This window comes from Nonomuraea insulae (assembly GCF_042656245.1).
Map to the genome: position 1 here is coordinate 171,590 of NZ_JBHSPA010000057.1, position 14,295 is coordinate 185,884.

The 14,295-nt window shown below is 70.5% G+C and carries 16 protein-coding genes; 12 read left to right on the top strand and 4 right to left on the bottom strand.

The features are described 5' to 3' along the window. On the bottom strand, positions 1 to 259 hold a 259-nt coding region (locus ACFPZ3_RS44060; RefSeq protein WP_379520347.1), incomplete at its 3' end, for an ATP-binding protein. After that, positions 252 to 1,082 (bottom strand): MEDS domain-containing protein, encoded by an 831-nt coding sequence (locus ACFPZ3_RS44065; RefSeq protein ID WP_379520348.1) that lies wholly within the window; start codon positions 1,080 to 1,082, stop codon positions 252 to 254. The genes ACFPZ3_RS44060 and ACFPZ3_RS44065, both read right to left, overlap by 8 nt. 154 nt (positions 1,083 to 1,236) lie before the next feature. On the opposite strand from ACFPZ3_RS44065, the gene ACFPZ3_RS44070 reads away from it, so the two are divergent. The 10 genes from ACFPZ3_RS44070 to ACFPZ3_RS44115 all read left to right on the top strand — a co-directional run bounded on the left by ACFPZ3_RS44070 (position 1,237) and on the right by ACFPZ3_RS44115 (position 11,615). After that, positions 1,237 to 1,572, top strand: a complete 336-nt coding sequence (locus ACFPZ3_RS44070; protein WP_379520349.1) for an STAS domain-containing protein — start codon at positions 1,237 to 1,239, stop codon at positions 1,570 to 1,572. A 53-nt stretch (positions 1,573 to 1,625) separates the two neighbouring features. Continuing rightward, positions 1,626 to 1,973, top strand: coding sequence for a phosphoribosyl-AMP cyclohydrolase (hisI, locus tag ACFPZ3_RS44075; protein WP_379520350.1), 348 nt, complete (start codon positions 1,626 to 1,628; stop codon positions 1,971 to 1,973). Between the two features lie 9 nt (positions 1,974 to 1,982). Further along, positions 1,983 to 2,564, top strand: a complete 582-nt coding sequence (locus ACFPZ3_RS44080; protein WP_379520351.1) for a Trp biosynthesis-associated membrane protein — start codon at positions 1,983 to 1,985, stop codon at positions 2,562 to 2,564. Between the two features lie 109 nt (positions 2,565 to 2,673). Further along, positions 2,674 to 3,366, top strand: a complete 693-nt coding sequence (locus ACFPZ3_RS44085; protein ID WP_379520352.1) for a DUF4190 domain-containing protein — start codon at positions 2,674 to 2,676, stop codon at positions 3,364 to 3,366. Between the two features lie 152 nt (positions 3,367 to 3,518). After that, entirely contained in the window at positions 3,519 to 4,043 is a 525-nt protein-coding gene (locus ACFPZ3_RS44090) for a CD225/dispanin family protein (RefSeq protein ID WP_379520353.1), read from the top strand. Between the two features lie 43 nt (positions 4,044 to 4,086). Next, positions 4,087 to 4,518: a DUF2752 domain-containing protein gene (locus tag ACFPZ3_RS44095; protein ID WP_379520354.1), complete on the top strand. Its 432-nt coding sequence runs from the start codon at positions 4,087 to 4,089 to the stop codon at positions 4,516 to 4,518. A 133-nt stretch (positions 4,519 to 4,651) separates the two neighbouring features. Next, positions 4,652 to 5,491: an indole-3-glycerol phosphate synthase TrpC gene (gene trpC / locus ACFPZ3_RS44100; RefSeq protein ID WP_379520355.1), complete on the top strand. Its 840-nt coding sequence runs from the start codon at positions 4,652 to 4,654 to the stop codon at positions 5,489 to 5,491. A gap of 38 nt (positions 5,492 to 5,529) precedes the next feature. Continuing rightward, positions 5,530 to 6,735: a tryptophan synthase subunit beta gene (trpB, locus tag ACFPZ3_RS44105; RefSeq protein ID WP_379520397.1), complete on the top strand. Its 1,206-nt coding sequence runs from the start codon at positions 5,530 to 5,532 to the stop codon at positions 6,733 to 6,735. Positions 6,736 to 6,854: 119 nt separating this feature from the next. After that, a complete protein-coding gene (gene trpA, locus ACFPZ3_RS44110; protein WP_379520356.1) occupies positions 6,855 to 7,649 on the top strand; it encodes a tryptophan synthase subunit alpha in 795 nt (264 codons plus the stop codon). Between the two features lie 123 nt (positions 7,650 to 7,772). After that, positions 7,773 to 11,615, top strand: a complete 3,843-nt coding sequence (locus ACFPZ3_RS44115; RefSeq protein WP_379520357.1) for an endo-alpha-N-acetylgalactosaminidase family protein — start codon at positions 7,773 to 7,775, stop codon at positions 11,613 to 11,615. Here ACFPZ3_RS44115 and ACFPZ3_RS44120 read toward each other — a convergent pair. Beyond that, entirely contained in the window at positions 11,602 to 12,249 is a 648-nt protein-coding gene (locus ACFPZ3_RS44120; RefSeq protein ID WP_379520358.1) for a VC0807 family protein, read from the bottom strand. The genes ACFPZ3_RS44115 and ACFPZ3_RS44120 overlap by 14 nt on opposite strands. Next, on the bottom strand, positions 12,246 to 12,842 hold the full coding sequence (locus tag ACFPZ3_RS44125; protein WP_379520359.1) for a TetR/AcrR family transcriptional regulator: 597 nt from the start codon (positions 12,840 to 12,842) through the stop codon (positions 12,246 to 12,248). Before ACFPZ3_RS44125 ends, ACFPZ3_RS44120 begins: the two co-directional genes overlap by 4 nt. A 194-nt stretch (positions 12,843 to 13,036) precedes the next feature. On the opposite strand from ACFPZ3_RS44125, the gene ACFPZ3_RS44130 reads away from it, so the two are divergent. Together ACFPZ3_RS44130 and ACFPZ3_RS44135 are read left to right on the top strand one after the other, a co-directional pair. Then, entirely contained in the window at positions 13,037 to 13,513 is a 477-nt protein-coding gene (locus tag ACFPZ3_RS44130; RefSeq protein WP_379520360.1) for a MauE/DoxX family redox-associated membrane protein, read from the top strand. Then, positions 13,510 to 14,274: a DsbA family protein gene (locus tag ACFPZ3_RS44135; protein WP_379520361.1), complete on the top strand. Its 765-nt coding sequence runs from the start codon at positions 13,510 to 13,512 to the stop codon at positions 14,272 to 14,274. Before ACFPZ3_RS44130 ends, ACFPZ3_RS44135 begins: the two co-directional genes overlap by 4 nt. The last annotated feature ends 21 nt before the right edge of the window (positions 14,275 to 14,295 follow it).

Here is a 14,295-nt window from a genome sequence, read left to right on the forward strand (position 1 = left end):
CGCCCACCCACCCCGCCGGCATCCCCGGCCCCTCATCGGCGATCTCGCACCACAACCGCTCTTCGTGCGACCACAGCCGCAACCGCCCGTGCCCGCCGCCGTGCTCGACCGCGTTGGTGGTGATCTCGTTCACCGCCAGCACGAAGTCCTCCAGCCGCCTGCCGGTCAGCCCTTCGTACCTCGCGTGCTCGGCCACCGTCCGGCGCAGGAACGTGATGCGCCCGCGCGCGAAGCTCAGGCAGAGCACCTGCCTACCCATCGCCCACCCGGCGCACGGCGACGAACTCCTCCGCCCCGATCAGCCGCAGGACCCGGGCCATGGGGTCCCGGCACACGACCGCTGTGGTGCCGGGCGGCCTGGCCATGGCCGTGACGGTGAGCAACTGGGCAGAACCGGCGTCGATGAAGTCGAGCCCGGACGCGTCGACCACGACCTCGCCCGGCTCCTTCTCCATCCGCGCCAGCAGCGAGGCGAACGCCGGCCGGTTGGTGAGATCGACGTCACCCCACACCGTCAGCCCCCGGGGCGTCGTGGAGAAGCGCAGCAGCGCCTGCTCGGGGGAGATCGGGTGCACGGAGGCGGCCCGGTCGAGGGCGTCGCGGGCGAACAGCCCGCGGTCGTACTGGCACACCGCCGCCAGCCACCGCTCCCCGAACAACTGGTTGGTCGCCGCCTCGAACGCCGCCTGCCCGGGCGCGTCGCGCACCCCCCAGGAGGCGTCGACCAGCGCGTACACGCCGTGCTGCCCGTGCTCGCGGGCCCGGCTGTTGGCGTCGGCCAGCCCTTCGTAGACCCGGCCGGGGTCCAGGCGGCCGGCGGTGAAGTGGGTGTCGGCGCACGCCAGGATCTCGACCTGCCCGGCGGCCTCGGCGTCGGCGAACCCCGGCACGAGCGGCGCCAGCCACCGCCGCGTCCTGTCCGGACTGTCGGCGTGGGTGATGATCACCACCTTGGTACGGCGGCGCAGCCCGTTCACCGTGAACGCCCGCGTGGCCGCCATCCGCTCCCGCTCGCCCTCGAACGGCAGGCAGACATGATCACCCAGGTCGGGATCGAGGCCGGAGTCCGCGACGTGCACCACGATGGTGTCCTCCCCTAGCACGCGTCGGGTCAGAAATTACTCCGATCCATGTCATCACGTAGCGCATTCTCGGCAAAACCCTCCGTGACGCGATACAGACAGGTATACCTTTTCGGCGGGGCCACCCGCGGGAGGGGTCATGAGGAGCATGGGCGTGGATGTGCTTGAGATGTCACGACGCCAGCACGGGGAGCTCGTGGTGGTCAGCCTGGCCGGCGAGGTCGATCTCGACAACGCCTCACAGGTCCGGCTGTGCCTGGCCGAGGCCGTGCGGACGCACGGTCCCCGGCTCGTGGTGGACCTGTCCGCCCTGACCTTCATCGACACGACCGGCCTCGGCGTCCTGGTGCGCCAGCTGGCCACGCTCCGGGAGCGCGACGGGACCATGGCCCTGGTGGCGCCGGACGGGCTGGTGCTGCGGCGGCTGCGGCGGACGAACCTGGCGCCGCTGTTCCCCATCTACGACACCCTCTCCCAGGCTCTGGCCTGACCACCGGCCGTCCCGTGGCGGAGGCGCGGGACGTGGCTGGTTGAATGGGGTGCATGTCCCTCGATCCCAAGATCGCCGCACGGTTGAAGCGCAACCCCGACGGCCTGGTCCCCGCGATCGCCCAGCAGTACGACACCGGTGAGGTGCTCATGCTGGCCTGGATGAACGACGAGGCCCTGCATCGGACGCTGACCACCGGCAGGGCCACCTACTGGTCGCGCAGCCGCGGCGAGTTCTGGGTCAAGGGCGGCACCTCGGGCCACGTCCAGCACGTCAAGGCCGTGGCGCTCGACTGCGACGGCGACACCGTCCTGATCAAGGTCGACCAGGAGGGCGGCGCCTGCCACACCGGGGACCGCACCTGCTTCGACGCCGACCGGCTAGAGATCCGGCTCGGCTAGGCGGTGACCATGGGCAAGGGGGCCTCCGGGCGCGGGGAGTTGTGGGGCTGGGTGGTGGCGACCGCCGCGGGCTGCCTGCTGGTGCTGTTCGCCGCGGGCCGGTCCTGGGTGCGGGTGCTACATGAGGCCGGCGCGGTGGCGCCCACCGGGGGCGAGCTGAGTCCCGTGCTGACTCCTGTGGCGCTGGCCGGGCTGGCCGGCGTGGTGGCCGTGCTGGCGACCAAGGGCATGGGGCGCCGCGTCGTCGGCGCGCTGCTCGCCCTCTGCGGCGTGGGAGCGGCGGCGGGGACGTGGACGGCGCTGGACGCCGCCAACGTCGCCGGCTGGCTGCGCGAGCGCAACGTGCTGCACGGCGTCACCGAGTTGCCCTGGGAGAGCGTGCCCCTGTGGCCGGTCGTCGCGGCCGCCGGCGCGGTGCTGATGACAGCCGGGGGATTCGTCGCGATCGTCCGCGCGAGCCGCTGGGCGGGCATGTCGGCGCGCTACGACAGGGACGCGGGCCCGGCCACAGGCGCGAGTGCGCAGGTCAGCGAGGACAAAGCACTCTGGGACGCGCTCGATCGCGGGGACGACCCCACCGATTCGCGCTGAGATTCGGCAATGGCGAATTCTCCACTCTTCTGAATCCTTGTCCGCCAGGCAAACGTTTCCTCAATAAGCTGCCGTTGCAACTCGCCACGAAACACTTGAGGAGTACGTCATGAGCTACGGGGATCAGGGCGGCAACGGCGGCTACGGCGCGCAGCCACCCGGGGGAGGATACGGTCAGCAGCCCCCCAGTCAGGGCGGTGGTGGCTACGGTCAGCAGCCGCCCAGCCAGGGTGGCGGCTATGGCCAGCAGCCGCCCAGCCAGGGTGGCGGCTACGGGCAGCAGCCACCCAGTCAGGGCGGCTACGGCCAGCAGCCCCCGAGCGGGGGAGGCTACGGGCAACAGCCGCCCAGCTATCCGCAGGACCTCGGCTACGGCCAGATGCCCCCGAGCGGCGGTTACGGCCAGCCGGGCTACGGGCAGCCGGGCTACGGGCAGCCGGGCTACGGGCAGCAGGGCTACGGGCAGCAGGGCTACGGGCAGCAGGGCTACGGGCAGCAGGGCTACGGGCAGTACGGCGCACCCCAGCGCAGCACCAACGGCATGGCGGTGGCCTCGCTCGTCCTGGGCATCGTCGGCCTGGTCTTCTGCGGTCTCACCAGCATCCCGGGCGTGATCTGCGGGCACATCGCGCTCAACCGGATCAAGCGCACCGGCGAGGAGGGCTCCGGCATGGCCATGGGCGGCCTCGTCACCTCCTACATCACGGTCGTGATCTGGGTGCTGTGCTGGATCATCTTCGGCGGCCTGCTGCTGTCGGCGATCGGACTGAGCAGCGCCGCGTCGACCTCGTACGACTATTAGCCCGTCGGGAGCGTAGCCGGACCGTGACGACCCGCTTGCGGTCCGATTACGACTTGTCCGCGAATTGGGCGTATGTCCACGTAGGGGCTGGTTTCTCGCTAGGCTGCCGCGCGCAACCAGACTCAACGATGACGACATGAGGGGTCATTACCATGAGCTACGGTAACCAGGGCGACGGCGGTTACGGCGCCCAGCCGCCCGGCGGCGGTTACGGGCAGCAGCCTCCCAGCAGTGGCGGCTACGGCCAGCAGCCTCCCAGCGGTGGTGGTTACGGCCAGCAGCCCCCGACCGGCGGCGGTTACGGCGAGCAGCCCCCCGGCGGCTACGGGCAGCAGCCCCCGAGCGGCGGCGGTTACGGGCAGCAGCCTCCCGGCGGTGGCTACGGCGGCCCTCCCGGGGGCACCCCGCCCGACAACCACCTCGTCGCCGCGATCCTCACCACCCTGTTCTGCTGCCTGCCCATCGGCATCGTGTCGATCGTCAAGTCGTCGCAGGTGAACCAGAAGTGGCAGGTCGGCGACTTCGCGGGCGCGCAGCAGGCGTCGGAGGAGGCCAAGACGTGGTGGAAGCGCGCCATCATCGGCGGCGTCATCCAGTACATCCTCATCATCATCGGCGTCGTCCTGTACATCATGCTGCTCGCCTCCCTGAGCGCCTCGTACTCCAGCAGTCTCTAGACCGCGTGACGACCTCGTTCATGGAAAGGCGGATACTGGCAGTATGAGCAGCGCAGCGACCGGGCGGAGAGGCGCGGACCGCCTCAGAGAACTGTTGCCCCCGCTCGGTGTTGCGGCGCTCACCGGAGCGGTGTTCGCGTTCGTCGGCACGATCAACCCCAACGAGCCCGGTCACTATCCGACCTGCCCCTTCCTGTGGCTCACCGGTCTCTACTGCCCGGGGTGCGGCACGTTGCGCACCATCCACGCGCTGGCACACCTCGATCCGGTCGCCGCGCTGGGTCTCAACCCGCTGGCGATGGCCATGATCCCGTTCCTGCTGTTCTGGTGGGGGCGGTGGGTGGTGCGGACCCTGCAGGGCAGGCCCCGGCGCACGACGCTGGCGCATCCGGCGTGGCTGTGGGCCTTCATCGGGGTCGTCATGGTCTACTGGGTCGTCCGTAATCTGCCATTCGGGGCGTTCCTCGCCCCCTAGGCTTTCCCCACTTCGGGGACCGGTGGTGAGGTGACACCGTGCGGGCCGATACCATCGCAGGACAAAGGCGGAGAGCGGACGCGACGCGAACTCTCCGCCACCCCCAGAAGCCGACCGGAGGGACCCCAAGCGCGTGAGTGAGCGGACGGAAGGGCCGAGTGTCCTCGACGACATCCTCGACGGGGTGCGCGCCGACCTCGCCGCACGTCAGCAGGCCGTGTCTATTGACGAGCTCAAGCAGCGAGCCGAGCGGGCGCACGCGCCCAGGGACGCGATGGCCGCGCTCGGGGGTGACCGGATCTCGGTGATCGCCGAGGTCAAGCGCTCCAGCCCGTCGAAGGGCGCGCTCGCCGCGATCGCCGATCCGGCGGCGCTGGCGGCCGACTACGAGGCGGGCGGCGCCCACGTGATCAGCGTGCTGACCGAGCGGCGCAAGTTCGGCGGCAGCCTCGAAGACCTGGCGGCGGTCCGCGCCCGGGTCGACATCCCGATCCTGCGCAAGGACTTCATCCTGACCTCCTACCAGCTCTGGGAGGCTCGCGCCCACGGCGCCGACCTGGCGCTGCTCATGGTCGTCTGCCTGGAGCAGGAGGCGCTGGTGTCGCTCATCGAGCGGTCCGAGTCCATCGGGCTCACCCCGCTGGTCGAGGTGCACACCGAGGAGGAGCTGGAGCGGGCGGTTGCCGCCGGCGCCCGGGTCATCGGGATCAACGCGCGAAATCTGAAGACACTCCAGGTCGACCGCGATGTCTTCGCGAAGCTGGCGCCGAAGATCCCCGATAATGTGATCAAGATTGCCGAGTCGGGCGTGCGCGGCCCGCACGACCTGCTCGCCTACGCCAGGGGTGGCGCGGACGCCGTTCTGGTGGGGGAGAGCCTGGTCACCGGCAAGGACCCGCGCAAGGCTGTGGAGGCGTTGGTGACCGCCGGCGCCCATCCGTCGACGCGCCCCGACCACTCAGCAGAGGGATAGCAGTGGCAAAAGAAGGCACCATCCTGACCGCCGCCGACCTGGCGGGCAACGGCGCCCACGGAAACGACCCCGACGTGCACGGCAAGTTCGGCATCTTCGGTGGCCGATACGTGCCCGAGGCGCTCATCCCGGCGCTCGACGAAGTGGCCGCGGTCTATGAGAAGGCCAAGAACGACGCGGAGTTCCTGCGCGAGTTCGACCACCTGCTGCGCACCTACGCGGGCCGGCCCACCACGCTGACCGATGTGCTGCGCTTCAGCGAGCAGGCCGGCGGCGCCAGGATCGTGCTCAAGCGCGAGGACCTCACCCACACCGGCGCCCACAAGATCAACAACGTGCTGGGCCAGGCGCTGCTGACCAAGCGGCTGGGCAAGAAGCGGGTGATCGCCGAGACCGGCGCTGGCCAGCACGGCGTGGCCACCGCCACCGCCGCGGCCCTGCTCGGCCTGGAGTGCGTCATCTACATGGGCGCGGTCGACTGCGAGCGCCAGGCGCTCAACGTGGCCAGGATGAAGCTGCTCGGCGCGACCGTGGTGCCGGTGACCAACGGCTCCCAGACGCTGAAGGACGCCATCAACGAGGCCTTCCGCGACTGGGTGACCAACGTCGACAGCACCCACTACCTGTTCGGCACGGTCGCGGGGCCGCACCCGTTCCCCGAGATCGTGCGCGACTTCGCGCGCATCATCGGCGTCGAGGCCCGCCGCCAGATCCTGGAGCTGACCGGCAAGCTGCCCGACGCCGTGTGCGCGGCGGTCGGCGGCGGCAGCAACGCGATCGGCATCTTCCACGCCTTCATCGGCGACGAGGGCGTTCAGCTGCACGGCTACGAGGCCGCCGGGCACGGCCTGGAGAGCGGCGAGCACGCGCTCACGCTCACCGCCGGCTCCGTGGGCGTGCTGCACGGCTCGCGCACCTACGTCCTGCAGGACGACGAGGGCCAGACCATCGAGTCCCACTCGATCTCCGCCGGGCTCGACTACCCGGGCGTCGGCCCCGAGCACGCCTGGCTGAAGGACACCGGCCGCGCCACCTACCACGGCATCACCGACGACCAGGCGATGGCCGCGTTCTCGCTGTTGTCCAGGACCGAGGGCATCATCCCGGCCATCGAGTCCTCCCACGCCCTGGCGGGCGCGCTGGAGCTGGGCCGCGAGCTCGGCCCCGAGGCGACCATCCTGGTCAACCTCTCGGGGCGCGGCGACAAGGACATGGGCACGGCCATGAAGTACTTCAACCTGTGACCCGCTGACGGCCTGCGCCGGGCTGCGGCGACACATCGGCGCCCTACCGGCGCGGAGGATTCTGGGGTGGGCGCGCGGCAGGGCATCATGGTGAGACTCGACCTTCGAAACGGACAGACATGACGACTCTTCAGACGGTTTTCGCCAAGGCGAAGGCGGACAACCGGGCCGCGCTTGTCGGCTACCTGCCCGCGGGCTTCCCCTCCAAGGACGGCGGCATCTCGGCCGCCGCGGCCCTGGTGGAAGCCGGCTGCGACGTCATCGAGATCGGCCTGCCCTACTCCGACCCGCTCATGGACGGGCCGACCATCCAGGACGCGGTGCACAGGTCGCTGCTCAACGGCACGCGCATCGCCGACGTCATGCGCACGGTCGAGGGTGTCGCCGCGACCGGGGCGGCCACGCTCGTCATGACCTACTGGAACCCCATCGACAAATACGGCGCCGAGCGGTTCGCGCGTGACCTGGCCAACGCGGGCGGCGCGGGCACGATCACGCCCGACCTGACGCCTGAGGAGTCCGAGCCGTGGCGGGCGGCGTCCGCCTCCGCGGGCATCGACACGGTGTTCCTGGTCGCGCCCAGCTCGACCGAGCAGCGCATCAAGGCCGTGGTCGACTGCTGCACCGGTTTCGTGTACGCGGCCTCGCTCATGGGCGTCACGGGCGCCAGGGAGACGGTCAACGTCGCCGCCGAGGGCCTGGTGGAGAAGACGCGGGCGCACACGGATCTGCCGGTGTGCGTGGGCCTGGGCGTCGGCACGGGCGCGCAGGCGGCCGAGGTGGCCGCCTACGCCGACGGCGTCATCGTGGGGTCGGCGTTCATCCGGCGCATTCTCGACGCGCCCGACGAGGCGGCGGGCCGGGAGTCCATCGCCGCTCTGGCCAGGGACATGGCCAAGGGCGTGCGTCGCTAGGTCATGCATGCTTGTGGCCGGGGCAGCGTAGAAATCTGACGCGTACGCGCATGGCGTGCGGTCGTGCGGCGGGTGATGATCGGGGCTCCCGAACGGTGTGACGCATGACCCGGAAGGACACCTATGCGTCCAAGTCCCGTAATCCTCGCTGCCCTCGCACTCGCGGCCACGGCCATGGCCGCCCCGGCGCCCGCCGATCCGCCGCCCACGCCCACGGGCGAGCCGGCGTACGAGCTGTCCTCGCCCGAGCCGTCACCCACGGGCGCGCCGCCGCCGAGCCCCACCGAGCAGAACGTGCGGCCCGCGCCCGCGCGGGTGGCCGAGCCGGTCGTGATCTCGTCAGGGGCCCTGCGCGTGGAGCTGGACCCGGCGTTCCCGCGTGTCCTGGGCTACACCGACAGGGCGGGCGGCGCCACGATGGGCGGCGGCACGGGGGTGCCCGCCGTCGTGCTGAACGGCCAGGCCCGCACCGCCGAAGTCACCCTGACCGCGAACGACGGCGCGACCGCCCGTTACCGGCTGGCGTTCGGCGACGGCGTCGCCATGGAGGCGAGCGTCGGTGTCAGGGGCCGGGTGACGACGTTCGCGATCGACAAGGTGACCGACACCGAGGCGTTCCGGGTCAGCACCATCGACCTGCCGGGACATGACCTGGTGTCCGTGTCGAGCGCGCAGCCGGGCGCGGCCACGGCGTTCACCCGGCTGGACCCGAACTCGACGCGTACCGCCGACGTCTTCGCCCAGGTCACCGCGGGCACGGCGCCCGAGCAGGCGCCGGTGGGGGCGACGTACGCGATCGTCAGCACCGGCCGGCTGGCCGCCGCCGTCGAGTCGAACTCCACCTACGACCGCCCCGCGGGGGTGACGGACCGGGACGCGGCCCGGCTCTGGCATCAGGCCAGGATGGGAGCCGACGGCGCGGTGCGGGTGGGCGTGTGGAGCGGCCAGTGGACCTACCGGGCGGAGGGATCGCCGTTCACCGAGGAGCTGCCGTGGGCGAAGGTCGTGCTGACCCCGGACGCCAACGGTGACGGCACGCTCGACTGGCAGGACGGCGCGGTCGCGTACAGGAGCATCGCCGTGGCGCCTCTGGGCGCGGAGCGCACCAAGGACCGGGTGGTCACGCACATTCCGTTCAACTTCTCCAGCCAGGCCACGCACCCGTTCCTGCGCACGCTGGACGACGTCAAGCGTGTCTCGCTGGCCACCGACGGGCTCGGGCAGCTCGCGTTACTCAAGGGCTACCAGTCCGAGGGGCACGATGCCGCGCATCCCGACTACGGCGGCAACTACAACCGGCGCGCGGGAGGGCTGAAGGACCTGAACGCGCTGCTCCGTGGCGGTAAGGAGTGGAACGCGACGTTCGGGGTGCACGTCAACGCCACCGAGTCCTACCCCGAGGCCGGGAACTTCGGCGAGAAACTGGTGAACAAGGACGCCAAGGGCTGGAACTGGCTCGACCAGGCGTACCTGATCGACCAGCGCGGCGACCTGACCAGGGGCACCCTCGCCCGCAGGTTAGCCCAGCTCCGCCAGGAGACCGACAGGAACCTCGCCGTGCTGTACGTGGACGTCTTCAGGCCGTACGGCTGGGTCGCCGACCGTACGCTGGCCGAGTTGCGCGCGCAGGGCTGGCAGGTGACCACCGAGTGGTCGGACAAGCTGGAGCGCTCGTCGTTGTGGGCGCACTGGGCCAACGACCTCAACTACGGCGGGGCCACCAACAAGGGGCTGAACTCGCAGATCATCCGGTTCGTCCGCAACCACGAGAAGGACGTCTGGAACGCCCATCCGATCCTGGGCAACGCCCGCATCGTCGAGTTCGAGGGCTGGACGGCGGAGAACGACTTCACCGCCTTCTACCGCAACATCTGGGAGAACAACCTGCCTGCCAAGTTCCTGCAGCGGCAGCGGATCGTGGACTGGAACGCCGACGAGATCGTGTTCACCGGGGGCGTGCGCGGGACGTACCGGGAGGGAAGGCGCGAGTTCTTCGTCAATGGGCGGAAGGTGCTCGACGGCGGGACGTACCTGCTGCCGTGGCAGGGCCGGTACTACCACTACAACCCGGCGGGCGGCGAGACCACGTGGCAGGCCGACCGGTCGATGACCGTGTACGAGCTCACCGACCAGGGCCGCGTCCCCGTGGGCACGGTCAGGCCGGCCGGCGGGAAGATCACTCTGCGGGCTAAGGCCGGGGTGCCGTACGTGCTCTATCCCGGCAAAGCGCCCGAGCAGGCCGATCCCGGCTGGGGCGAGGGGAGTGGCGTGCGGGACCCGGGGTTCAACGGTGATCGCCTCGGCGGGTGGAACGTCAGCGGGCCCGTCAGCGTACAGAGGAATGACCTGGGCCATCGGGTGGCGCTGCTCGGCGGCGGCGCGCGGGCGCGGCTGGAGCAGCCGCTGAAGGGGCTGCGGCCGGGACGTACGTACACCGCCTCGGCGTTCGTCGAGGTCGAGCCCGGTAAGACGCGCGCGACCACCCTGGAGGCAGAGGGTGAGGCGGTGACCGTGTCGCGCTCGACGGCCAGGAACTACATCGCCTCCGACGAGAAGCACGACACCTTCTTCCAGCGAGTGAAGGTGACGTTCAGGGCGGCGTCCCCGGCCGTCACGCTGCGGATCACGGCCGCGGCGGGCGACGGGGAGGTGCGGGTGGACGACGTGCGGGTGTTCGAGCGGGAGCCGGGCGGCGCGGTGGAGACGTTCGAGTCCGTGGAGCCCGGGTGGGGGCCGTTCGTGAAGGGGGACGCGGGCGGGTCGTTCGACGCGCGCACGCATCTGTCCGAGCGGCACGAGCCCTACACGCAGGCCGGGTGGAACGGCAAGACGGTGGACGACGTGCTGAGCGGGCGCTGGTCGCTGAAGGCGCACGAGGAGCGGCAGGGACTGATCTACCGCACGGTGCCGCAGACGGCCCGTTTCGAGCCCGGGCACGCCTACGAGGTGTCGTTCGCCTATCAGAACGCGCTGGCCGGCACCTACCAGTGGGTGACCGGCTACGACCCGGGCACCGAGACCCGGCGCACGCCCATTCCCGAGCGGCGCACGACCGCGAGGTTCAGCGAGCGGGTGGTCGCGGGGTGCGGCGACGTCTGGGTCGGGCTGCGTTCGCTCCGGCCCGAACTGGCCGGGGCCGACTTCGTCCTCGACGACTTCGCCGTCACCGACCTCGGCCCCACGCCGGAGGCGCAGGCGTGCGGGTCGCTGGACCTGACGCCCGCCTCGGCGGCCTTCGAGCAGGGCGCGGCCAACGAGGTCACCACCACGTTCACCAACCTTGAGCAGGCGGCGGTCCAGGACGCCGAGGTCCGGCTGGGGGTGCCGGACGGGTGGACGGCCGAGGGCGAAGGGAACGGCTCCGTGGAGCCCGGCGGGAGGCTGGTCACCACCTGGCGGGTCACGCCGCCGGCCGGCGCGCCGTACGAGACGTACGAGCTCACCGCCACCGCCTCCTACACCGTCGGCGGCGCGCCCAGGACGCTGACCGCCACCGCGTCCGTGCGCACGCTGCCGCCCCCGCCCGCCGCCGACGCCTACGCCGGCGACCTGGAGTGGGTCAGCGCCGACAACGGCTGGGGGCCGGTGGAGCGCGACCGGTCCAACGGCGACACCGGGCCGGCCGACGGCGGGCCGATCGTCATCGGCGGGCGGGCGTTCGACAAGGGGCTGGGCACGCATGCGCCCGCCAAAGTGCGTTTCTACGTGGGTGGCCGGTGTACCGGGTTCACGGCCTTCGTCGGCGTTGACGACGTGCAGACGACGCGGGGGTCGGTGGAGTTCGCCGTGGTGGCCGACGGTGTGGAGAAGGCGCGCAGCCCGGTGCTGCGGGCCGCCGACGCCGCGTACGAGCTGAGCGCCGACCTGACCGGCGCCCGGTACGTGGACCTCGTGGCCGGCGACGCCGGTGACGGCAACGGCAACGACCACGCGGACTGGGGCGAGGCCAGGCTCAGGTGCGGCTGAGCTCGGCGTACAGGCGGGAGTAGCGGTTGAAGAGGCCGGTGGGCACCAGGTAGACGTTGATGGCGACCTGCATCAGCAGCAACCAGACGACGTACTGCGCGGTGTTGATCCCGGGCACGGCGTCCACCGGCAGCGTGTAGGCGATGACGACCCGTACGACGGCGTCGATCAGCAGCCCGATGCCGTAGATGACGCTCACCACGCGCCAGATCCGGCGGAAGGCGGGCAGCCGCTCCCAGAGCACGTCCCACGACTCGCGGTTGGGACCGACCCGGCCCTCCAGCAGGAAGCGGGTGAACACGAACGCCAGCGGCCGCTCGCCGCGCGCGCTGGCCAGGAACCAGAGACCGGCGACCGCCGTGAACCAGCCGTCCTTGGCCAGCAGGAGGCGGACGTCGTGGACGAGCAGGGAGACGGCGGCGCTGGCCAGCATCATGACCGTCATGTAGAGGCCCAGCCGGTCCGGCTTGCGGCGGCGCAGGAGGTCGGAGACGACGCTGAGGCCCGGGATGAACGAGCTGACCACGAGCGCGGTGTGGTACTCGACGTCGGACGCGCGCAGCACGTAGTAGAGGGCCATCGGCAGCCCGATGTCCACCGCCAGCAGCGTCAGTCCTTTGAGCCTGGTGCTCATGCGCGCGTCGCCCTGGCGAACAGCGCGGCCAGCTCGTCGGCGTACTCGTCCAGGTCCGCCTCCGGGTCGGCCTCCACCAGGAACGGCAGCCCGTCCAGCGCCCGCTGGACCGCCATCGCCATCACCCGCGTGCTGAACCGCCCGAACTCGCCGCTCTCCTGCCCCCAGGCCAGCAGGCGCTCGATGTGGGACAGGGCGGACAGGTCCGTGGCCACGTCCTGCGCCCGCGAGCCGCCCTCCGGCCGGAAGTTGAGGAAGATCTCCGTGGCGGCGCGCATCTCGGTGCGGTGGTCCCTCATGTACGCCACGAGTGAACGGATGTAGGTGTCCAGCGCGCCGGTCGCCGTCGTCTGGGCGCTCACCCGTATGGTCATAAACTTGGACAAATCGCCATAAATTGTGACGATGGCTTGGCTCATCAGCTCGTCCTTGCCATCAAAGTGGTACGAGATGATCCGCGTGCTGCTGAGCCCGGCCTTCTCGGCGATCCGGGCGAAGCTCGCCTGGTGGTATCCGATCTCGGCGATCGTCTCGATGGTCGCCGCCACGATCTGCGCCCTTCTGGCCGAGTTGGTGACCGTATTTACTGGCATGAGTAATTTTTAACTTAGATGAGTAAATGTGGCAACCCTCCCAGGTCAGCGGCGGGAAAGCGTCTTAGCTGACGCTTATCTCCGGCGTGATCGGATGGGAGGCGGGTACTGTGCGCATCTCAGCGCAGAGACAGAGGAGAACACACGTGGCCGCGTCACAACCGTCACCTAAGGCGAGATCGGCGATACCCTGGGTGACGACCGTCGCCCGGCTCGTCCTGGGCGGGGTGCTGATCGCGGCGGGCGCGCTGAAGATCGGCAACCCGGCCGACTCCGTCGTGGCGGTCAAGGCTTACCAGTTGCTGCCCGAGTCGATCGCCGTCGCGGTGGGATACGCCCTGCCGATCCTGGAGATCGTGGTCGGCGTGCTGCTGGTCGTCGGTCTGCTGACCAGAGTGGCATCGGTGATCGCCGGGCTGCTCATGTTCGCGTTCGTGTTCGGCATCGCCTGGGCGTGGACGCACGGCCTGCGGATCGACTGCGGTTGTTTCGGCGGCGGCGGGCAGTTGGGGGTGGGCCAGGAACCGACCTACCTGCTCGACATCCTGCGCGACTTCGGCCTGGTGCTGCTCGGCGCCTGGGCCGCGCGCTTCCCGCCGGGCCGCTTCGCACTCGACGGGGCCCTCGGTCTCGGGGGCGACACACGTGATGAGGGGGAGGACGAGCGATGAGCAAGAGCGAGCGGACGAAGACGCAGTCGCAGTCGGCGCGGGAGAAGATCAAGGTGCAGCAGGCCGAGGCGCGTGCCCGCGAGAAGCGCAGGCGGCTGGTGACGTACGTGACCGCGGGCGTCGTCGCGGCGGCCGCCGTCGGGGCCGGCTGGTGGTACGCCGCCAGCTCCTCGCGCTCCGAGGAGGCCTCCGCGGCCCTCGCGCCGATCAACGTCCAGCCCGACGGCAGCGTCGTGATGGCCCAGACCGGCGTCGCCAAGCCCGTCGTGGACATCTACGAGGACTTCCAGTGCCCGGCCTGCAAGGAGCTGGAACGCGTCAGCAGCCAGACCTTCAAGAACCTCGCCGCCGAGGGCAAGGCCAAGGTCGTCTACCACCCGATCACGATCTTCTCGCAGGAGCCCACGAAGTCCAACTCCGTGCGCGCGGGCAGCGCGGCCCGGTGCATCGCCGACGGCAAGCAGTGGATGGCCTTCCACGACCTGCTCTACCAGAACCAGCCCTCCGAGACCGAGGAGGGTTTCAAGCCCGATCAGCTCAAGCAGTGGGGCAAGGACGCCGGGGTCACCGCGCCGGACTTCGACCAGTGCGTCGCCTCGAACAAGAACGCGGACGCGCAGCTCGCGTACAGCAAGAAGGTCAGCGCTGAGCAGAAGCTCGATCACACGCCGACAGTGAAATTGAACGGCACAGAAATAGACAATCAGGTACTGTTCAGCCCGTCGCAACTGCGCGATGAGATTACGGGGGCCGCCAAGTAGCCGCGCTTCCGCTACCCTCAC

Bases quoted from the DNA above. Each gene is read 5' to 3' on its own strand.
- hisI (WP_379520350.1), top strand. From the start codon at position 1,626: ATGTCCCTCGATCCCAAGATCGCCGCACGGTTGAAGCGCAACCCCGAC.
- ACFPZ3_RS44080 (WP_379520351.1), top strand. From the start codon at position 1,983: ATGGGCAAGGGGGCCTCCGGGCGCGGGGAGTTGTGGGGCTGGGTGGTG.
- ACFPZ3_RS44085 (WP_379520352.1), top strand. From the start codon at position 2,674: ATGAGCTACGGGGATCAGGGCGGCAACGGCGGCTACGGCGCGCAGCCA.
- ACFPZ3_RS44090 (WP_379520353.1), top strand. From the start codon at position 3,519: ATGAGCTACGGTAACCAGGGCGACGGCGGTTACGGCGCCCAGCCGCCC.
- ACFPZ3_RS44095 (WP_379520354.1), top strand. From the start codon at position 4,087: ATGAGCAGCGCAGCGACCGGGCGGAGAGGCGCGGACCGCCTCAGAGAA.
- trpA (WP_379520356.1), top strand. From the start codon at position 6,855: ATGACGACTCTTCAGACGGTTTTCGCCAAGGCGAAGGCGGACAACCGG.
- ACFPZ3_RS44115 (WP_379520357.1), top strand. From the start codon at position 7,773: ATGCGTCCAAGTCCCGTAATCCTCGCTGCCCTCGCACTCGCGGCCACG.
- ACFPZ3_RS44120 (WP_379520358.1), bottom strand. From the start codon at position 12,249: ATGAGCACCAGGCTCAAAGGACTGACGCTGCTGGCGGTGGACATCGGG.
- ACFPZ3_RS44125 (WP_379520359.1), bottom strand. From the start codon at position 12,842: ATGCCAGTAAATACGGTCACCAACTCGGCCAGAAGGGCGCAGATCGTG.
- ACFPZ3_RS44135 (WP_379520361.1), top strand. From the start codon at position 13,510: ATGAGCAAGAGCGAGCGGACGAAGACGCAGTCGCAGTCGGCGCGGGAG.